We start from the raw sequence: 15,556 nt of genomic DNA on the forward strand, positions 1-15,556 counted from the left end.
TTTCTTTGCATATTCTAGTGATTTATGCCAAAATAGTTATAAGATTCTGATTTTTATTATTGGAGGGAATTTTCATGGGAGTATACGTTCTAACAGTCTTTGAAAAAGATGGTTCAAAAGCATTAGACGAATCATTCGAGGCAGCAACTGAAAAAGAAGCGAAAGCAAAAGGTGAATCTATTTTACAAGAAAAAGGATTGTATGAAAAAACACATCGCTGCACATCTTCTGCAGGTAAGCTCGTTTTATTCCAGCGCTAAAAAAAAGAAGCGTCATCCGCTTCTTTTTCACTCTACTATATCTTCGTCACACCACGTAAACACCACATCTAGAATGCGATTACCGATACGTACGCGTTTATTCCATTTACCTGTTTGGATCTGATGTTGCAATTCCGCTTTCATCTTTTCCGTCCAGTCGTGAATCGTGTCACTACGGTCGTACGGATATACGCCCGGAAACTCTTCCTGCAGAAGATGCAAGCTCTCTGCATCAAAATGAAAATGGAAGAAGTAGTTTGCTGTAAGCGATGGTTCTTGCAATCGTAAAAAATGATCATCAACTTGCTTTCTATTTCTATAGAAAGTAAAGATATTCACTTTACCGCTCGTAATTTGGTCAATTTGAATTTCGTGCTTCTCTATAATCACGTCTTGCCCACCTCGTTATATACTACCCTTAGTATATATGTCTTTTGCAACAAAGTTAACCATTTTCGCGCGAAATTCATTTCCTTCATTATATTACCCGTACCTCCAAGTACAATCAGGACAAATAAACAAAGTTGAAGGGGAGCGATCACATGTATTTCGGAAGCAAAGGTTGGTATGTAAAAGAACTTAAAAAATTAGGGATTCGTACTTACGAAGGTAAAAAACTAGAATCTTATCGTACACATATTTTATCTAGTTTACTTGAGAGAATTAAGAAAGCTTCGGCTTAATAGATGTAGGAAGCGACTACGGTTGCTTCCTTTTTATTTACTAAATAAAAAGGAAATCATCATCCCTTAACTTTACCGTTATACTTCCTTGATAGAAACCGCCCATTATCAACTGAATTTCTAGTACCAAATACTCTTCCAGATAATCATTTGTATATATTTTAAATTCTCCATACTTATTAACTCGTCCGCTTCCAACATACATATCACTACTTGTTATGACAATTGTTGAATGGGGTTCTGCACGGCCCAATATACGATTATTACTATAGTCCAAAGCATCCACATTTATTTTTTGATGAATATTATTAACTGAATCTCTACATTTATTTTCACACAAATTAACATTGCTTTCTTCAGCCCTCGATAGCGCTCGATTCCTACTAGTCTTTTCTGAAGAGAAAGCAACATTCCCCAGCCAACTAAACCTATCAAATGTAGTAATAGGTAGAAACATCTACGTTAACTCCCCCATTCTTCCAATACTTCCATCTCATTTTTTATCAACTACGGTCTTTTAATGAACTTACAGCAATACGTTTTATGTTGGGGTAAAAGAAAATAGCTTTGGTTTTCCATTCAATTTCGCACTGTTAATTTGTACAGAACACATAGAATACTGTTTTTCACCCCAGATGTAATGACAACACCACACAAAAGAAACCACGATCCATTAAATGTAAATCCACCTTCAAATATATTAATAATAATTATGTTGCCAATTATTAAGAGAATCCATGAAATGGAATACTGTTTTCCATTTGTAATATATAAAATTTCATCCTCATAACAGACTGTAATTCCCCCACCTTGCCAAACACCAATAGCGAAAGAAATAAGCGTAACTGCCAGTAACTCTGCTTGTAAATCCCTAGTCATTTGTTGCGGCGCCGTATAAGTAATAATCCCTATCATCATGAGAAAAGTTATAATATCTATCCAGTTTAATTTTCTTTGTTTGCTTTGCAGCCAAATAAAGAAAATTAATACAGGAATTAAAAGCAAAGTTTCCATTTAATTATTCTTCTTCCTTTCCTACATTAGAAACGTCTATAATTGTAATGCAATTAGATTGTTCTTAAATCTCTCATACTTTCTGAAGCATAACATGAGAAAGAAATAAAAAAATCGTACAAAAGGGCAAGCCTATAATGTACGATTGGGCATATATAATGTTTTAAAAATGAATTAACTTCCTTTCAATAGATACAGCTACTGCTTCTGACCGTGAATTAACACCTAATTTATTGTATATATTTGTTAAATATGCTTTTACCGTTCGCTCAGCTATTCCCATATCAAATGCAATTTCTTTATTCTTATATCCGCGCGCAATAGCTTTCAGCACAAACAATTCTTTAACCGTTAAGTTATTTTCTGCAACCTTATCAGCATGTACTTCTTTCCTTTTATACTTCACTATCTTTTCCATAATATTTGGTTGTAGTAAAATCTCACCTCGAATAGCCGCTTCCAATGTTCGAAACAAATTCTCTCGATCCGTATCTTTTAGCAAATATCCTTTTGCCCCTAACTCAATTCCCTTTAACATTAATTCATCTTCGTTATAAGTAGTTAATATAATAATCGGCGTATGGTTTTGTTTTTCATTCAAAGCCTCAATTGTTTCTAAACCACTCATTTTAGGCATATTCAAATCCATTAAAATGACATCAGGTTTCTTCTTTTCTATGAAAGAAAGGGCTTCTTCTCCGTTTGCAGCCTCACCTATAATTTGAAATGAATCACTCGTTTCTATTATTAATTTCAGACCTTCTCTTACAACGAAATGATCATCTACAATTAATACGTTATGTTTCATGGCTATCTCCTTCTTTATTTATAGGCACTTGAATATACACTTTCGTACCTTTCATCTTTTCACTCAATATATGTATTTCTCCCTTAATCAATCGAACACGCTCATTTAGACCAATTAAACCATAATGTCCAGGATTCTTACCGATATATCTAGTGTCAAAACCAATTCCATTATCTTCAACTTCAATAGTAAGTTTTTCAAGATCATCGATATATTCAACATTTAAATTTACATCTGCTGCCTGCGAATGTTTTGCGATATTCGTTAAACATTCACTAATTACATATAAGCAGTGCTCTTTTACTACGCTTGAAATATACGGTGGACTTTGGATAGTAAATCTCACATGTATAGACGTAGCTTCAGAAAAACGTTGAATCTCTTCTTTTACTGCTCCATTAAATGAATTAGTAGTATGACGCAAATCATCAATAACCAACCTTGCATCATGTAAAGTTTGTCTCGCTCTTATCATAGTTTGTTTCATAATCTCTTGAGATCGTCCTGTATTCCCTTTTTGCATATGGGCATCTATCGCTTCCAATTGCATAATTAAGCTTGCTAAACCTTGCGCTAACGTATCATGTAAATCTCTTGCCATACGCTGCCTTTCATTAGCTAATGTCAATTCTTCCACTCTCATATATGCAGACTCTAACTCTTGAATATAGCTCTGTATACGATTACGTGCATCAAATTGCTGCTTATTAATATAAGAAAAAGGAATAATAATTGCTAACACTAAAAGAAACATAGAGATAAGAATAGCTAATTTATTCACACCATAATTGATACTAATTGCAGCACAAAATATTGCATACATAAGAGTAAAAACTGCCATTACTTTAAATATATTGTTATAAACATATAAGCTTTGGGCGATTAAAATAGGAGTTAATCCAACAAAAATCGCTATCGAAGCATTTGTTGCAATAAACGCAGCCAAAAACACAATGAAAAGTTGTACAAAAAAGAAGTACAACAATTGCCTATTTTTTAATGAACTCGCATACCAATGAAAAATAGTATGAATAACAATGACTATTGTAAAGAAAAAACTATCCATAGAGAAAATATTATTACGAAACTCTAAAAGTACTGAAGCTATATATACGAGTGTAATCCATAAAACAATAAACCTTCTTGGAATAAATACCGCTTCCAATACATTTTTATCCAAATCTATATTTGAATTTATTTTTTTCATATTCGACCTCCACCATTATATTATACAAGATACAGCTTACATTTTGATAAAGTGAAGGCTTTTACATACAGCCCGACTCCCACAAATAGCGGGATAAGTCACTTATTCCTCTTCATCCTCATTACCAAATACAAATATGAATTATTGCATATCGAAATGCATTGATGTTTTTGTAAGCGCTTACTATAATGAATTTATAAAGATTTATTACATCTTACTACTAAAGGAGGCAATCATATGGAAATCGCAATGGCAGTTTTAAACTTTGTAGGTGGAGTAATTCCATTAGTTCAAGAGCTTTTAAAAGCATTCATGTAAGGTTATCATTCAGCAATTATTTATAAGAATTATCATACAAATGATCTGTATATCAAAAACACATTGATACACAGATCATTTGTGTGAGAAAACTTTATACGAGAACTATGTCACCTAGCAGAACAATAATGATACATCTATCTCAAGTTGGAAAAAGACGCTCACAAGGGCGTCTTTTTCTTATATTACTATGTATTCAGGAGAAATAGATTTTTTCAAAATAGATTTTTTATGTCTTATAAACCCTATTGTAGTATCCCAGCTTCAACTACCTAAAAAATAACATTGTCAACCGAACTTAAATTGGTTATTATAAAAGCGAATATAACAGGAGATGAGCAGATGAATATGAACGAAAAGAAATCTTTTTCAAAAGTTTCTCGGCGGAAATTAGTCGATGAAGTGCTAGAACGTCTACAAGAAAAAATCTTTTCTGGCGAGTATGAAGTTGGTGATCGCCTCCCTACAGAGCCGCAATTAATGGAAGAGTTAGGAGTAGGACGTTCAACATTGCGAGAAAGCATAAAGATATTAGTACATGCTGGCATATTAGAAGTTCGACAAGGACAAGGTACTCGTATTGTCTCACTCAATACAACGCAAGATTCATTTGAAAAACGATTGCAAGCAGCTAATATAAATCATGTGTATGAAGCACGAAATATGCTAGATAAAGAAGTAGCGATGTTAGCGGCACAGCGCCGAAGCGACGAGGATCTTTTATACTTAAAAGGACATTTGAATAAAAGAAAACATGCCCTTCAAGAAGGTAATTATGTAGCATACATAGATGCAGACATTCAGTTTCATTTAGCAATTGCAAAGGCGAGCAAAAACGAAGTTCTACTCGATTTGTATCAATCTTTCGTACCTGCCCTTCGCCACATTTTAAGCCAATTCATATTAAATACAGTGGACTATGAAGATAACTCTGACATTCATGAAAAGTTATTCCAAGCTATTTTTAAACAAAATACCGAAGAGGCACGAACATACGCCGTTCAAAATTTGGAGCTGAAATAAGCTCCTTATCTATTACACACAAACATCAGATGATATACTGAATAACATCTGATGTTTAAGAGAGGAGAAAATGAAATTGAAACATCAAGAACGAACTTATTTGTATATACTAGCACTATTTTTTGTTTCCATTAATTTACGTATCGGAATTACATCTATTTCACCTTTATTAGAAACCATCCGACAAGACCTAAATATAAGCAATTTTTCCGTTAGTTTTTTAACAGCTATTCCTGTTTTTTGTATGGGGACATTCGCCTTACTGACTGGGAAGGTAATTAAAAAATACGGGGCAGAAAAAGCAATTATGGCTTGTCTTATTTTAATTGGCTTTGCAACATGTATGAGAGCTTTTACCTTTTCCATTTCCACATTATTCGCGAGCTCTTTATTTATCGGTATTGGAATTGCACTTGCAGGTCCGTTACTATCAGGTTTTATTAAAGAAAAATCCCCTACGAAAATCGGCTTAATGATTGGCATATATTCAGTAGGTATGGGAACTGGTGCTTCTTTAAGTGCAGGATTAACGATTCCTTTACAACATGTATTAAAAGACGATTGGAATATGGCACTCGCTTTTTGGGGTGTGCTTACTATTATCGCTATTATATTTTGGTATCCCGTTATGAAACGAAAAAAGAATACGAGTACACAAAATAAAAAGAATAATAGCTTGCCTTTAAGAAATAAAAAAGCATGGTTGTTTACAATCTTTTTCGGACTACAATCAGGAATATTTTACTCTATTACAACTTGGCTTGCGCCGGCAAATCAAAGTATGGGTGTGAGTAGCGAACAAGCGGGGACTCTTATAACTGTTTTTACAGTGATTCAAATGATATGCAGTTTTTTAATTCCAACATTAGCGGATATTTATAAAAACAGAGCACTTTGGTTATTAGGAAGTATATGCTTTGTACTCGTAGGTTTATCGCTTATGATTTACCCATTAACCACACCATGGGTCCCTTCTATTTTACTAGGTATCGGGCTCGGCGGCATATTTCCACTCGCTCTCATGCTACCGCTATATGAAACAAAAACTTCAGAAGATGCGAGTGCATGGACTGCTATGATGCAGTCAGGAGGATATATTATGGGCGGATTCATTCCTGTCCTAGCAGGAATCGCTCGTGATTATTTTAATAGTTATACGCAAGTTTTTATTATAATGGCACTTTTAAGCTTCATTTTATTCCTATTAACTTTAGTCATGAATAAAAGGAAAAGAAATGCAGAAGATCTTGTCTCCGCTTAAATTCAAAATGTTAATATATGGTATAATTTAATTAAAAACGAAAGGAGCTTCTAACATGTGGTTCATTTCGGCAATCGCGCCTGTTGTAATAGTTGGTGGAATTGTAGTATTTGTAATTAAAAGATTGGAACATAAATATAAGAACGGAAAATTAGGTAAGAAAAAATCTCAAAAAGCTCAACTGTTATTAGATAGTTTCATACCTATGGGAATGCTTGTTGGCTGTATGATCGGTTTGATTTTCGGTATGTTTTTCCCGGACTTCTCCCTGCTTTCAGTTAGTTTAGGGGCCGGAATAGGCTATTTATTTGGTTATTTCGCCTATGAAATTTATAGTAAGACAGGAGATAATTTTTCATAATCCAAAAAGAATAATCAGGACAGTACATAGTAGTCATATACAATATGTACTGTCCTTTATTTTTGCATCAATGCTATCACCTTGCCTTTCACATCCTATACACCTTTTTTATTGATTTTCCTCTCCTCCCTCTTTTGTATATCCACTTTTTTATTTTCATTGGATCTATACCCATAGTAAAGTAGAGCACATGTAATAACTGAACCTACAATATATCCTAAAAAACATCCTAACCAAAACATAATGTGACTGCCTCCAATGCTTTATAAATTTTATGTAATACAACGCCTTACATGCTCAATCGTTTATTTCTATAAACTATACATCCTCTAAAGTTATTCATACCATTATTTCTCCCCTTACCTCAAATAACAATTTTATTATTTATCATAAAGTTAACACTCTCGTTAAACATATATAAAGATTGTTGTATTTCTTACTTTTCTCCTTGAAAACAATATATACTACATTTGAAATAAGCGGGTACGTCTGCTTATTATCTAAATTCCCGTGCAATATCCCCTCACGAAATGCTAGGAGCAATCCTAGCATTTTTTACAATAACGTTTGACGAAAAAGTTTTGTCCACTTTAAACATATGTAAATTATAGTTTCTTTTCAACTTTATCACTTAAACGGTTATATCATTTGAGTAAGCTAGTACATTCGCCCTCATCTTATTTTTTCCACTATAAAAATCCATCCTCTCTTCTTCATTTTAACTTTAATCATGAAACAAAAAAATCCCCTCAAAGCATCAACTTCAAGGGGGAGCCTGTTTTTCATTTACTTATATACGTACAGCTGTACCACTGACAGCAACCATTAACATTCCATCACGAACAACCTCGTAATCTACGTCAATACCAACGATAGCGTTCGCACCTTTTTGTTTTGCAAGTTCTTTCATTTCATCCATTGCGATATCACGAGCTTCTTTTAGCTTGCTTTCGTAAGAACCAGCACGACCACCGACAACATCACGAACGGAAGCGAATAAGTCGCGGACAATATTTGCACCCATAATAGCTTCACCATTTACAATATCAATATACTCAATAATTTCTTTACCTTGAATTCCAGACGTTGTTGTTACAATCATGACTGACACTCTCCTATAACTTATAATTTTTGATTAGCTTTCTTATGTCTTTATTATGACATGGAACAAGCAACTAATCTATTGAATTACCTTACAGGAGTGTGACAATTTTGTAATAATAAAGCGCCTATTCTATTTAACGAATTCTCCTTCCTCAAGTGTGTGAAGGGCGTAGCCCAACGATAGGTGGGAGATGAATTTCAGTTTGGCGTAGCCAAAAGGCTTTGCCTTTTATTGTCACCTTGTATTGGTCGTGAAATACAGAAGAAATGTATTTGATGATGATATGTCGGACTATGCAAAAGACATTTTTGTCCGACTATCTGAAAACTATAACATCACATTAGTTGAATGGAATCATGATGTAGACCATGTACATATCTTATTCAAGGCACATCCGAATACAGAAATGACAAAGTTCATTAATGCTTATAAAAGTGCAAGTTCTCGACTAATCAAGAGAGACTTTCCACATGTGAGAAAGAAACTTTGGAAAGAAATGTTTTGGTCAAAAAGCTTTTGCTTGATTACTACGGGTGGTTCACCGATAGATGTAGTAAAGAAATATATTGAAAATCAAGGAAAAAGTGAGGTGTAGGAAATGTTAAAATCATACAAATATCGTATCTATCCAAATAAAGAACAACAAATGTTTTTCTCAAAAACATTTGGATGTGTTCGATTTGTATACAACAAGATGCTTGCAGATAGAATCAAATCTTATCAAGAATCACAGGATAAACTTGATAAATCTGTTAAATATCCTACGCCTGCACAATATAAGGCTGAATTTCCATTCCTAAAGGAAGTCGATAGTCTTGCGTTGGCGAATGCTCAAATGAAGGACGTTAAGTTGTGAGTAGTTCACTAAAGCGCTTTAACATTAGGATACATAAATGATTCTCTATTTTCTTTCCAATCCTTTTCTACTTCTTTAAAAGTTGGTCGCCCTAACTCTTCCTTGTTTTTCTGTTTATGAAACCATTTCTTTACATACTTCTCCCCATTTTGATTTTGAACTGTACAAAGGAAACTATTACTACTATCCTTTAATATTTTTACAATCACGAAAAGACACCTCTTCCCTTTTTAATATCATAATAGAACTTGATCTTTTACTATAAGCCCTTCCTCTCTTATAGTCATACGACTCCTCGGCCGCGCCAAAGTTGTAAGATCAAAAACGATATTCACTATGTTTACATTTTTCATCATTGATATGTGAAGTAAATATTATTTAAAGAAATCGGAGTTATAAGCATTATGCTTATCAAATATTTTATAGATTTCTAACTTATCATCTAATTTTGCATCTACTAAAATTAATATATTTCCATCGTAAATGTATTCTTCATATTTCTTAGCATGTTCTTCGGGAATTCCTAATCCGATAAATGCTCCTATTAAACTTCCAGCTCCTCCGCCAATACCGGCTCCTCCAATAGCTGCTGCGATAGGTCCCGCTGCTACGATTGGACCCATTCCAGAAACAGCAAGTATACCAAGACCTGTTAATAAACCACCGAGTCCGCCTGCTACTCCTCCTGCCACAAACCCTGTCGCTGAAAAGATATCCGCTTTATGTGCCGTTTCACTATTCACTTTTTCACCCGATTTTTCTTCCAGATGTTCAATTTCCTTTTGATCCTTCGCAATAGCTGAAATGTTACCCGCCGAGTATCCTTTATCTTTTAATTCATTAATAACGAATGCCGCATCATCAATTGTTCTAAAAATACCTACTATTTTTCTATCTACATCCATAACTATTAACCTCCTAAAGTTTTATATAATGTATCTTTATCTTTCTTCATTTCTGTATACACTAACCTTCTTATTAACATAACCATTTACGAAAAAAGCGAATAGTAAAAGCATTACAAGCGAACTACTTAACAAGTAAATTAAATCAAATGTAATATCAACCATCATTTCATTCATGTATACCAGACTCCTTTTTATTTAAAGTAAAATTATATTTTGATAGACTAATCTACTAAACATAGAAATCTTACAATTCATCTTCAGTCAATCTCTTTGTAGTATATGTATACCCTTCGTAACCCTTTCTAAACCTAAAAAACTATAATTATATTTTTTCTTATTTATATGTTTAACATTTTTTAAAACGGGTATGTTTATATTGTTATGCTTACTATACAGAAAGGAATATTTCGATGAATGCAATCCAATCTACTACTATTCTTTATAATGAAACACCTACAATAACGCAGATTCATCATTTTTATGCTTTAATGACAACATTTCAAACTAATCTATTTATAAGTAAACACGGAACACTTACTTCTATTAAAAGCTTAAGCACATTAATATCCTTTTTCCTTACTGTAAAAAAGAGAGAGCTTGTATTATTTATCTTTGAAGGAATAGATGCAAAAAAAGCTTTAAGCACACTCTTTCCTTCTTAAAAGTTTTATTATCCCCCTATTCCCTCGATCGTTACTTTTCATATATGTTTTTATATTTCAAAATGATTTCCTCTATTCAAAACGAGACCCCCTAATACAATAGGGGGATTTCTAGTTTGGCCTTATGAAAACTGATATAATATATATTACGTTTTTCATTCTTTACAATAGAAAACTTTTAATAATCTTGAAGGTAGGAATTTTTAATGAAATCGAAAGCAAAATTTAGTATTCGCTACAAAATTATGGCTGGTTATTTAGTTATGATTTTGTTCTTACTTATTTCTTTCATTATGTTAAACAATGAGATTTCCAATTTACAAAAATCTCGTAATTTTATTATTGATCACGATTTTAAAGTTCTTAATTTAACGAATCAAGTGGAGAAAGAATTGCTAACAATTGAAAATAAAGCGAAAGGATTTATTACTTCTAATAACGCAAATTACGTGCAATCCCTTAACACTGCGGAAAAGGATTACGAAAAACATTATCAAGATCTTTTGGCTCTATTAGAGGATAACCCCTCTCAGCAAGAAAAATTAAAACAGATTAACGAAAATATTAATAGTTGGATTAATAAAGAGATTCATCCATTAATTACAAATCATAATAGTAATAACATACAAGCAATCGACACGACTCAAATTCAGTCATTACAATCGCAGCTAACTAACTTCCGTGGTGTAGAGGAGCAACTAACGAAAAAAAGAGCTGCACAATTAGATACTGAAAATAATAAATTAGAGATTTGGTTATACAGTTTATTGTTCTTACTTTCTTGTATTTCTATTATCATTTCACTCTATATTTCGAATTCCATTACAAAAACGATTAAAAACGTAATTCAAGCTATTAAATCCATTTCTTCTAAAGAAAAAATTACTGAAAGAATTCATGTAAACACACGGGATGAAATAAAAGAGCTTGCTCATACAACGAACCACCTACTAGACGAAATATCTAAAAGAGAGTGGTTACAAACCGAGCTTGCAGAATTAATTTTAATGTATCAAGGTGTACCTTCTATTGAGATGTTAGGTAAAAAAATTCTTAGTGGAATTATACAAAAAACGCAAACCTCTTGCGGTGCATTCTATGTACGTGAAGAAGTTGAAGAAACTGTCTACTATGTGAAGAAAGCTTCTTTCGCCGATCAAGGTTCTGATATTGGAAAACAATCCATTAAAATGGGTGAAGGTTTAATTGGGCAATGTGCTTTAGAAAAACAAAGCTTTATTCTTCGAGAAATACCAGAAGAATTTCGTTATGTCACTAGCGGTTTATTAGAAATACGCCCTCAAAACCTACTAGTCATCCCTATCTTATTTGAAGATGAAGTGATCGCAGTAATGGAGTTAGTAAGTGTAACTGAGATTTCAGACTTACATCAAGATTTAATTCAACAAACCGTTGATAACCTAGGTCTAACAATCCATAGTATTATGGGACGTATGCGAATTCAAACGCTTTTACATGAATCACAAGCAATGACGGAGGAGTTACAAGTTCAATCAGAAGAATTGCAAACGCAAGCTGAAGAACTACAAATGCAAGCCGAAGAATTACGAACAACTAATGAACAACTAGAGTCTAGAACTGAAGAGGCTGAACAAAAGACAACTGATTTAGAAATTACTAAATCAGAATTAGAAGAAAAAGCAAGCGAAATATTACGTAGTTCAAAATACAAATCAGAATTCCTAGCAAATATGTCCCATGAATTACGAACACCGTTAAATAGTATTTTACTATTATCTGAAATGTTAAGAGAAAATCATGATAACCATTTATCCGATGATGAAATTGAATTAGCAACCGTCATTCATTCATCAGGAAAAGATTTACTTACTCTAATTAATGACATACTAGATTTATCTAAAGTAGAAGCTGGAAAACTAGACGTCATTTTTGAAGCAACGAACATAAGTGACATGGCAGCAAATATGCAGCAAAACTTTTTACATATTGCTGCACAAAAAAATGTCGAACTTACTATTGCAGACAGTGATATTATTCCTGATTTATTTTATACAGATGCAAAACGGATTGAACAAATTATTAAAAACTTATTATCCAATGCATTTAAATTCACGGAAAAAGGATCCGTCTCTTTACATTTCGATTCGATAGAAACAACCAATTTGAGTCATGATATGCAGTCTATAAGTAAAGATTGGATGACAATTTCAGTAAAAGATACTGGTATTGGTATCGCTACAGAACAGCATCAACTCATTTTCGAAGCCTTTCAACAGGCAGATGGCGCAACGATTCGGAAATATGGTGGTACAGGCTTAGGATTATCTATCTGTAAAGAGTTTGCTAGATTATTAGGCGGTTGGATTACGTTAGAGAGTAATTTAGGAGAAGGCAGTACTTTCACAGTATATATTCCTAACCTTCCAAATGGGTTAAATGATATACAGTTATCCAATTTAGAAGTCGCAGCAACGATAGAAGATGTTATTCCTGCTGAAGTTATTGAGGAAACTATAGTTACTCCAGAAACAAATAAGGTCTTCCAAGAGAAAACTATTTTAATTGTCGATGATGATCATCGAAATATATTTGCATTACAAAATGCATTAGAAAAACAACATGCCAACATTATTACTGCACAAAACGGCATAGAGTGTTTAGAAATACTAAAAAGCAATACAAATATTGACCTTATCTTAATGGATATTATGATGCCAAATATGGACGGTTATGAAACGATGGAACATATCCGAATGAATTTAGGGTTACATGAAATACCTATTATCGCATTAACTGCTAAAGCAATGCCAAATGATAAAGAAAAATGTTTATCTGCTGGCGCTTCAGATTATATAAGTAAACCATTAAATTTACATCAACTCTATTCGGTAATGAGTGTATGGTTAATAAAATAAGTGAGGTTTAGTTTAAGTGGAAAATAAGTATTATAATTTTGATCCATCCGTAGATATGGATAAGCGTACGAACTTAGAAATTGAATTACTATTGGAAGCGGTATTTAAACTGTCAGGATTTGATTTTCGCCAATATGCTCGCACATCTATTTATAGAAGAATTTGTAATAGAATGCAGCTCTCTAATATCCCTACCATTTCAAAATTAATTGAAAAAGTAATTCATGAGGAAGGGTTTTTAGAACAGTTATTAAATGATTTCTCCATTAATGTAACTGAAATGTTCCGTAACCCTACTTTTTTTAAAGCGTTAAGAGAGCATGTTATTCCTGAATTAAAAAAGTATCCTGAAATTAGAATTTGGCATGCTGGATGCGCAACTGGTGAAGAAGTGTTATCAATGTCCATCTTACTTCACGAAGAAGGATTAAGTGAAAAAGCTGTTATTTACGCAACAGATATGAATACAAATGTATTAGAAAAAGCAAAACAAGGCATCCTTCCGTTAAATAAAATGCAAACTTATACGAAAAACTATTTACAAGCTGGAGGTACACAAGCATTTTCTAACTATTATTCAACAGATAATCGTTTTGCTTATTTTAATCCATCCCTTTTACAAAACATTATTTTTGCACAGCATAATTTAGTAACCGATCAATCTTTTAACGAATTTCATATTATACTTTGCCGTAACGTTTTAATTTACTTTACGAGTAAACTTCAAAACCAAGTACAGCAACTATTTTATGAAAGTTTAGGCCACAATGGATTCCTATGTTTAGGAAATAAAGAAACTCTTCGTTTTTCAGATATAATGCCGCATTATATCCAATTTAATCCTAACGAACAAATCTATCAAAAAATACAATAAAAAGCGTATGAAATCCTATGTTTGGATTTCATACGCTTTTTATTTCGCATTCGTTTGTATCATAATTAGACACATATCATCTGATTGAGTTTTCTTCTGTTCTTCCTTATAAAATCCTTCTATCTCTTCTTCTAAATCTCCCCATTTTCTTTCTGTAAAAGTACGCAACTTCTCTTCAGACTCAAATTCATCATTTGCAATTGATTCAAGAACACCATCTGTAAACAATAATATTTGAGCGTTTTTCTCAAAAGGTATGACTGTCTTCTCGACTTTTATTTCATCAAAAAATCCTACCGCACAACTCCCACGATCTAGTTCAATTATATTCTCTTCATCAACTAAAACGTATCCCGAAGGATGTCCTGCATTTACATATTCAATTGTTCTATTTTCTGTATTAACTACTAAGTATATTGCTGTAAAATAATATGGAATATTGTCATTCTCATTATGTAAAAGAGTCATATATTTATTTAAGTCTTTAATGACGAGTTCTGGATCGATTAAACATTTAATCGTTTCACGTAATACAGACGAAATAAACATACAAACTAATGAAGCAGATACACCATGTCCCATCACATCTAATAATATAATACCGTAGCGGTTTTCATCGATTTTATACCAATAATACATATCTCCAGCTAGTTTGAATGAAGGTAAGTAACTTGCTTCAATTTTTATATGATCTTCTCTTAATGGGCTACTTAATAAGTTTCTTTGTACTTGTGTAGCTAAATCTAATTCATTACGAAGATTTTCCTCTTGTTCTTTATGCCAATTTAATTCCGATTTCAAGCGTAATGCCACACGCATACGGGCTAACAATTCAACTTTATTTATAGGTTTCGTAATATAATCCATTGCACCTATATCAAGCGCTTCAGCTAATTTATTCGCATCTTCTAAAGCTGTTACAAAAATAATAGGAATATCTTTAAACTTCTCCTCGTTTTGTAATCGCCTACAAACTTCAAGTCCATCAATCTCAGGCATCATGATATCTAATAGTATTAAATCAATTTCATTATGCCTGGAAGAATCTTTTCCAAAATGGATGTATTCGAAAAGCTCTTGTGCAGAATTAAGCGATACAAGATCCTGATATCCGGCTTGTTTTAAAATTTTTTCAATTACAAAGATGTTAACCGGATTATCATCGACAATTAAAATGGACACAAGTTATTTCCCCTTTTCTTATTTAAAATGTAAATCTATTATCATTTTCTATTTTTCTAGTATTACATACTCAGTTATAAAATAAAAATTTCCTACTCATACGTATCTATACAGCAAAAGAACAAACCCCCTAGAAA

Annotated in this window: 18 protein-coding genes and 3 pseudogenes; 11 read left to right on the plus strand and 10 right to left on the minus strand. The window is 32.8% G+C overall.

Annotated elements, in window-relative coordinates; translation table 11 throughout:
* The first annotated feature begins 74 nt into the window (after positions 1 to 74).
* Positions 75 to 260: a YhzD family protein gene (locus BG05_RS25930; protein ID WP_000539551.1), complete on the plus strand. Its 186-nt coding sequence runs from the start codon at positions 75 to 77 to the stop codon at positions 258 to 260.
* Between the two features lie 27 nt (positions 261 to 287).
* Here BG05_RS25930 and BG05_RS25935 read toward each other — a convergent pair whose 3' ends face one another.
* Positions 288 to 650 carry a hypothetical protein gene (locus tag BG05_RS25935; RefSeq protein WP_002064091.1) on the minus strand — a complete coding sequence of 121 codons (363 nt, stop codon included), beginning with the start codon at positions 648 to 650 and terminating at the stop codon, positions 288 to 290.
* 152 nt (positions 651 to 802) lie between these two features.
* On the opposite strand from BG05_RS25935, the gene BG05_RS30280 reads away from it, so the two are divergent.
* A complete protein-coding gene (locus BG05_RS30280; RefSeq protein WP_002186506.1) occupies positions 803 to 943 on the plus strand; it encodes a YflJ family protein in 141 nt (46 codons plus the stop codon).
* Between the two features lie 40 nt (positions 944 to 983).
* Here the strand turns inward: BG05_RS30280 and BG05_RS25945 are convergent, their stop codons facing one another.
* The 4 genes from BG05_RS25945 to BG05_RS25960 all read right to left on the minus strand — a co-directional run bounded on the left by BG05_RS25945 (position 984) and on the right by BG05_RS25960 (position 3,972).
* The gene (locus BG05_RS25945; RefSeq protein WP_002168977.1) at positions 984 to 1,400 is read right to left on the minus strand and encodes a hypothetical protein; all 417 of its coding nucleotides are present in this window, start codon (positions 1,398 to 1,400) and stop codon (positions 984 to 986) included.
* A 122-nt stretch (positions 1,401 to 1,522) separates the two neighbouring features.
* Positions 1,523 to 1,957 (minus strand): hypothetical protein, encoded by a 435-nt coding sequence (locus BG05_RS25950; protein WP_002186507.1) that lies wholly within the window; start codon positions 1,955 to 1,957, stop codon positions 1,523 to 1,525.
* A gap of 163 nt (positions 1,958 to 2,120) precedes the next feature.
* A complete protein-coding gene (locus BG05_RS25955; RefSeq protein ID WP_002087211.1) occupies positions 2,121 to 2,765 on the minus strand; it encodes a response regulator in 645 nt (214 codons plus the stop codon).
* Positions 2,755 to 3,972 (minus strand): sensor histidine kinase, encoded by a 1,218-nt coding sequence (locus BG05_RS25960; protein ID WP_002168979.1) that lies wholly within the window; start codon positions 3,970 to 3,972, stop codon positions 2,755 to 2,757. Before BG05_RS25960 ends, BG05_RS25955 begins: the two co-directional genes overlap by 11 nt.
* Before the next feature lie 136 nt (positions 3,973 to 4,108).
* Between BG05_RS25960 and BG05_RS32040 the strand changes: the two are divergent.
* From BG05_RS32040 to BG05_RS25980, 4 genes and pseudogenes are all read left to right on the plus strand, one after another.
* Positions 4,109 to 4,290, plus strand: a pseudogene (locus tag BG05_RS32040) (hypothetical protein).
* 342 nt (positions 4,291 to 4,632) lie between these two features.
* Positions 4,633 to 5,313: a FadR/GntR family transcriptional regulator gene (locus BG05_RS25970; RefSeq protein WP_002168980.1), complete on the plus strand. Its 681-nt coding sequence runs from the start codon at positions 4,633 to 4,635 to the stop codon at positions 5,311 to 5,313.
* Between the two features lie 70 nt (positions 5,314 to 5,383).
* Positions 5,384 to 6,574: an MFS transporter gene (locus tag BG05_RS25975; protein ID WP_003187744.1), complete on the plus strand. Its 1,191-nt coding sequence runs from the start codon at positions 5,384 to 5,386 to the stop codon at positions 6,572 to 6,574.
* 55 nt (positions 6,575 to 6,629) lie between these two features.
* Positions 6,630 to 6,935, plus strand: coding sequence for a hypothetical protein (locus tag BG05_RS25980; RefSeq protein ID WP_002186510.1), 306 nt, complete (start codon positions 6,630 to 6,632; stop codon positions 6,933 to 6,935).
* 790 nt (positions 6,936 to 7,725) lie between these two features.
* Here BG05_RS25980 and BG05_RS25985 read toward each other — a convergent pair.
* On the minus strand, positions 7,726 to 8,037 hold the full coding sequence (locus BG05_RS25985; protein WP_000637510.1) for a YbjQ family protein: 312 nt from the start codon (positions 8,035 to 8,037) through the stop codon (positions 7,726 to 7,728).
* A gap of 223 nt (positions 8,038 to 8,260) precedes the next feature.
* On the opposite strand from BG05_RS25985, the pseudogene tnpA reads away from it, so the two are divergent.
* Positions 8,261 to 8,635: pseudogene (gene tnpA / locus BG05_RS25990) on the plus strand (IS200/IS605 family transposase); the annotation flags it as partial.
* A gap of 3 nt (positions 8,636 to 8,638) precedes the next feature.
* Positions 8,639 to 8,878: pseudogene (locus tag BG05_RS25995) on the plus strand (helix-turn-helix domain-containing protein); the annotation flags it as partial.
* A gap of 26 nt (positions 8,879 to 8,904) precedes the next feature.
* Here BG05_RS25995 and BG05_RS26000 read toward each other — a convergent pair.
* The 3 genes from BG05_RS26000 to BG05_RS31230 form a co-directional block, all read right to left on the minus strand.
* Entirely contained in the window at positions 8,905 to 9,105 is a 201-nt protein-coding gene (locus tag BG05_RS26000) for a DUF4028 family protein (protein ID WP_002186515.1), read from the minus strand.
* Positions 9,106 to 9,270: 165 nt separating this feature from the next.
* Positions 9,271 to 9,801, minus strand: a complete 531-nt coding sequence (locus BG05_RS26005) for a general stress protein (protein ID WP_002186517.1) — start codon at positions 9,799 to 9,801, stop codon at positions 9,271 to 9,273.
* A gap of 36 nt (positions 9,802 to 9,837) precedes the next feature.
* Positions 9,838 to 9,978, minus strand: coding sequence for a hypothetical protein (locus tag BG05_RS31230; RefSeq protein ID WP_002186518.1), 141 nt, complete (start codon positions 9,976 to 9,978; stop codon positions 9,838 to 9,840).
* A gap of 236 nt (positions 9,979 to 10,214) precedes the next feature.
* On the opposite strand from BG05_RS31230, the gene BG05_RS26010 reads away from it, so the two are divergent.
* The 3 genes from BG05_RS26010 to BG05_RS26020 all read left to right on the plus strand — a co-directional run bounded on the left by BG05_RS26010 (position 10,215) and on the right by BG05_RS26020 (position 14,237).
* Positions 10,215 to 10,466: a hypothetical protein gene (locus tag BG05_RS26010; protein WP_002011075.1), complete on the plus strand. Its 252-nt coding sequence runs from the start codon at positions 10,215 to 10,217 to the stop codon at positions 10,464 to 10,466.
* 206 nt (positions 10,467 to 10,672) lie between these two features.
* Positions 10,673 to 13,363: a response regulator gene (locus BG05_RS26015; protein ID WP_003187731.1), complete on the plus strand. Its 2,691-nt coding sequence runs from the start codon at positions 10,673 to 10,675 to the stop codon at positions 13,361 to 13,363.
* Positions 13,364 to 13,379: 16 nt separating this feature from the next.
* A complete protein-coding gene (locus BG05_RS26020; protein WP_002168988.1) occupies positions 13,380 to 14,237 on the plus strand; it encodes a CheR family methyltransferase in 858 nt (285 codons plus the stop codon).
* A 39-nt stretch (positions 14,238 to 14,276) separates the two neighbouring features.
* Here BG05_RS26020 and BG05_RS26025 read toward each other — a convergent pair whose 3' ends face one another.
* Positions 14,277 to 15,419: a fused response regulator/phosphatase gene (locus BG05_RS26025; RefSeq protein WP_002186520.1), complete on the minus strand. Its 1,143-nt coding sequence runs from the start codon at positions 15,417 to 15,419 to the stop codon at positions 14,277 to 14,279.
* Positions 15,420 to 15,556 lie beyond the last annotated feature (137 nt).

It is taken from the genome of Bacillus mycoides (assembly GCF_000832605.1).
Classification (GTDB): domain Bacteria; phylum Bacillota; class Bacilli; order Bacillales; family Bacillaceae_G; genus Bacillus_A; species Bacillus_A mycoides.

What these genes read in the sequence shown, in the direction of transcription:
- BG05_RS25930 (WP_000539551.1), top strand. Translation starts at nt 75, where the DNA reads ATGGGAGTATACGTTCTAACAGTCTTTGAAAAAGATGGTTCAAAAGCA.
- BG05_RS30280 (WP_002186506.1), top strand. Translation starts at nt 803, where the DNA reads ATGTATTTCGGAAGCAAAGGTTGGTATGTAAAAGAACTTAAAAAATTA.
- BG05_RS25945 (WP_002168977.1), bottom strand. Translation starts at nt 1,400, where the DNA reads ATGTTTCTACCTATTACTACATTTGATAGGTTTAGTTGGCTGGGGAAT.
- BG05_RS25950 (WP_002186507.1), bottom strand. Translation starts at nt 1,957, where the DNA reads ATGGAAACTTTGCTTTTAATTCCTGTATTAATTTTCTTTATTTGGCTG.
- BG05_RS25955 (WP_002087211.1), bottom strand. Translation starts at nt 2,765, where the DNA reads ATGAAACATAACGTATTAATTGTAGATGATCATTTCGTTGTAAGAGAA.
- BG05_RS25960 (WP_002168979.1), bottom strand. Translation starts at nt 3,972, where the DNA reads ATGAAAAAAATAAATTCAAATATAGATTTGGATAAAAATGTATTGGAA.
- BG05_RS25970 (WP_002168980.1), top strand. Translation starts at nt 4,633, where the DNA reads ATGAATATGAACGAAAAGAAATCTTTTTCAAAAGTTTCTCGGCGGAAA.
- BG05_RS25975 (WP_003187744.1), top strand. Translation starts at nt 5,384, where the DNA reads ATGAAATTGAAACATCAAGAACGAACTTATTTGTATATACTAGCACTA.
- BG05_RS25980 (WP_002186510.1), top strand. Translation starts at nt 6,630, where the DNA reads ATGTGGTTCATTTCGGCAATCGCGCCTGTTGTAATAGTTGGTGGAATT.
- BG05_RS25985 (WP_000637510.1), bottom strand. Translation starts at nt 8,037, where the DNA reads ATGATTGTAACAACAACGTCTGGAATTCAAGGTAAAGAAATTATTGAG.
- BG05_RS26005 (WP_002186517.1), bottom strand. Translation starts at nt 9,801, where the DNA reads ATGGATGTAGATAGAAAAATAGTAGGTATTTTTAGAACAATTGATGAT.
- BG05_RS31230 (WP_002186518.1), bottom strand. Translation starts at nt 9,978, where the DNA reads ATGAATGAAATGATGGTTGATATTACATTTGATTTAATTTACTTGTTA.
- BG05_RS26010 (WP_002011075.1), top strand. Translation starts at nt 10,215, where the DNA reads ATGAATGCAATCCAATCTACTACTATTCTTTATAATGAAACACCTACA.
- BG05_RS26015 (WP_003187731.1), top strand. Translation starts at nt 10,673, where the DNA reads ATGAAATCGAAAGCAAAATTTAGTATTCGCTACAAAATTATGGCTGGT.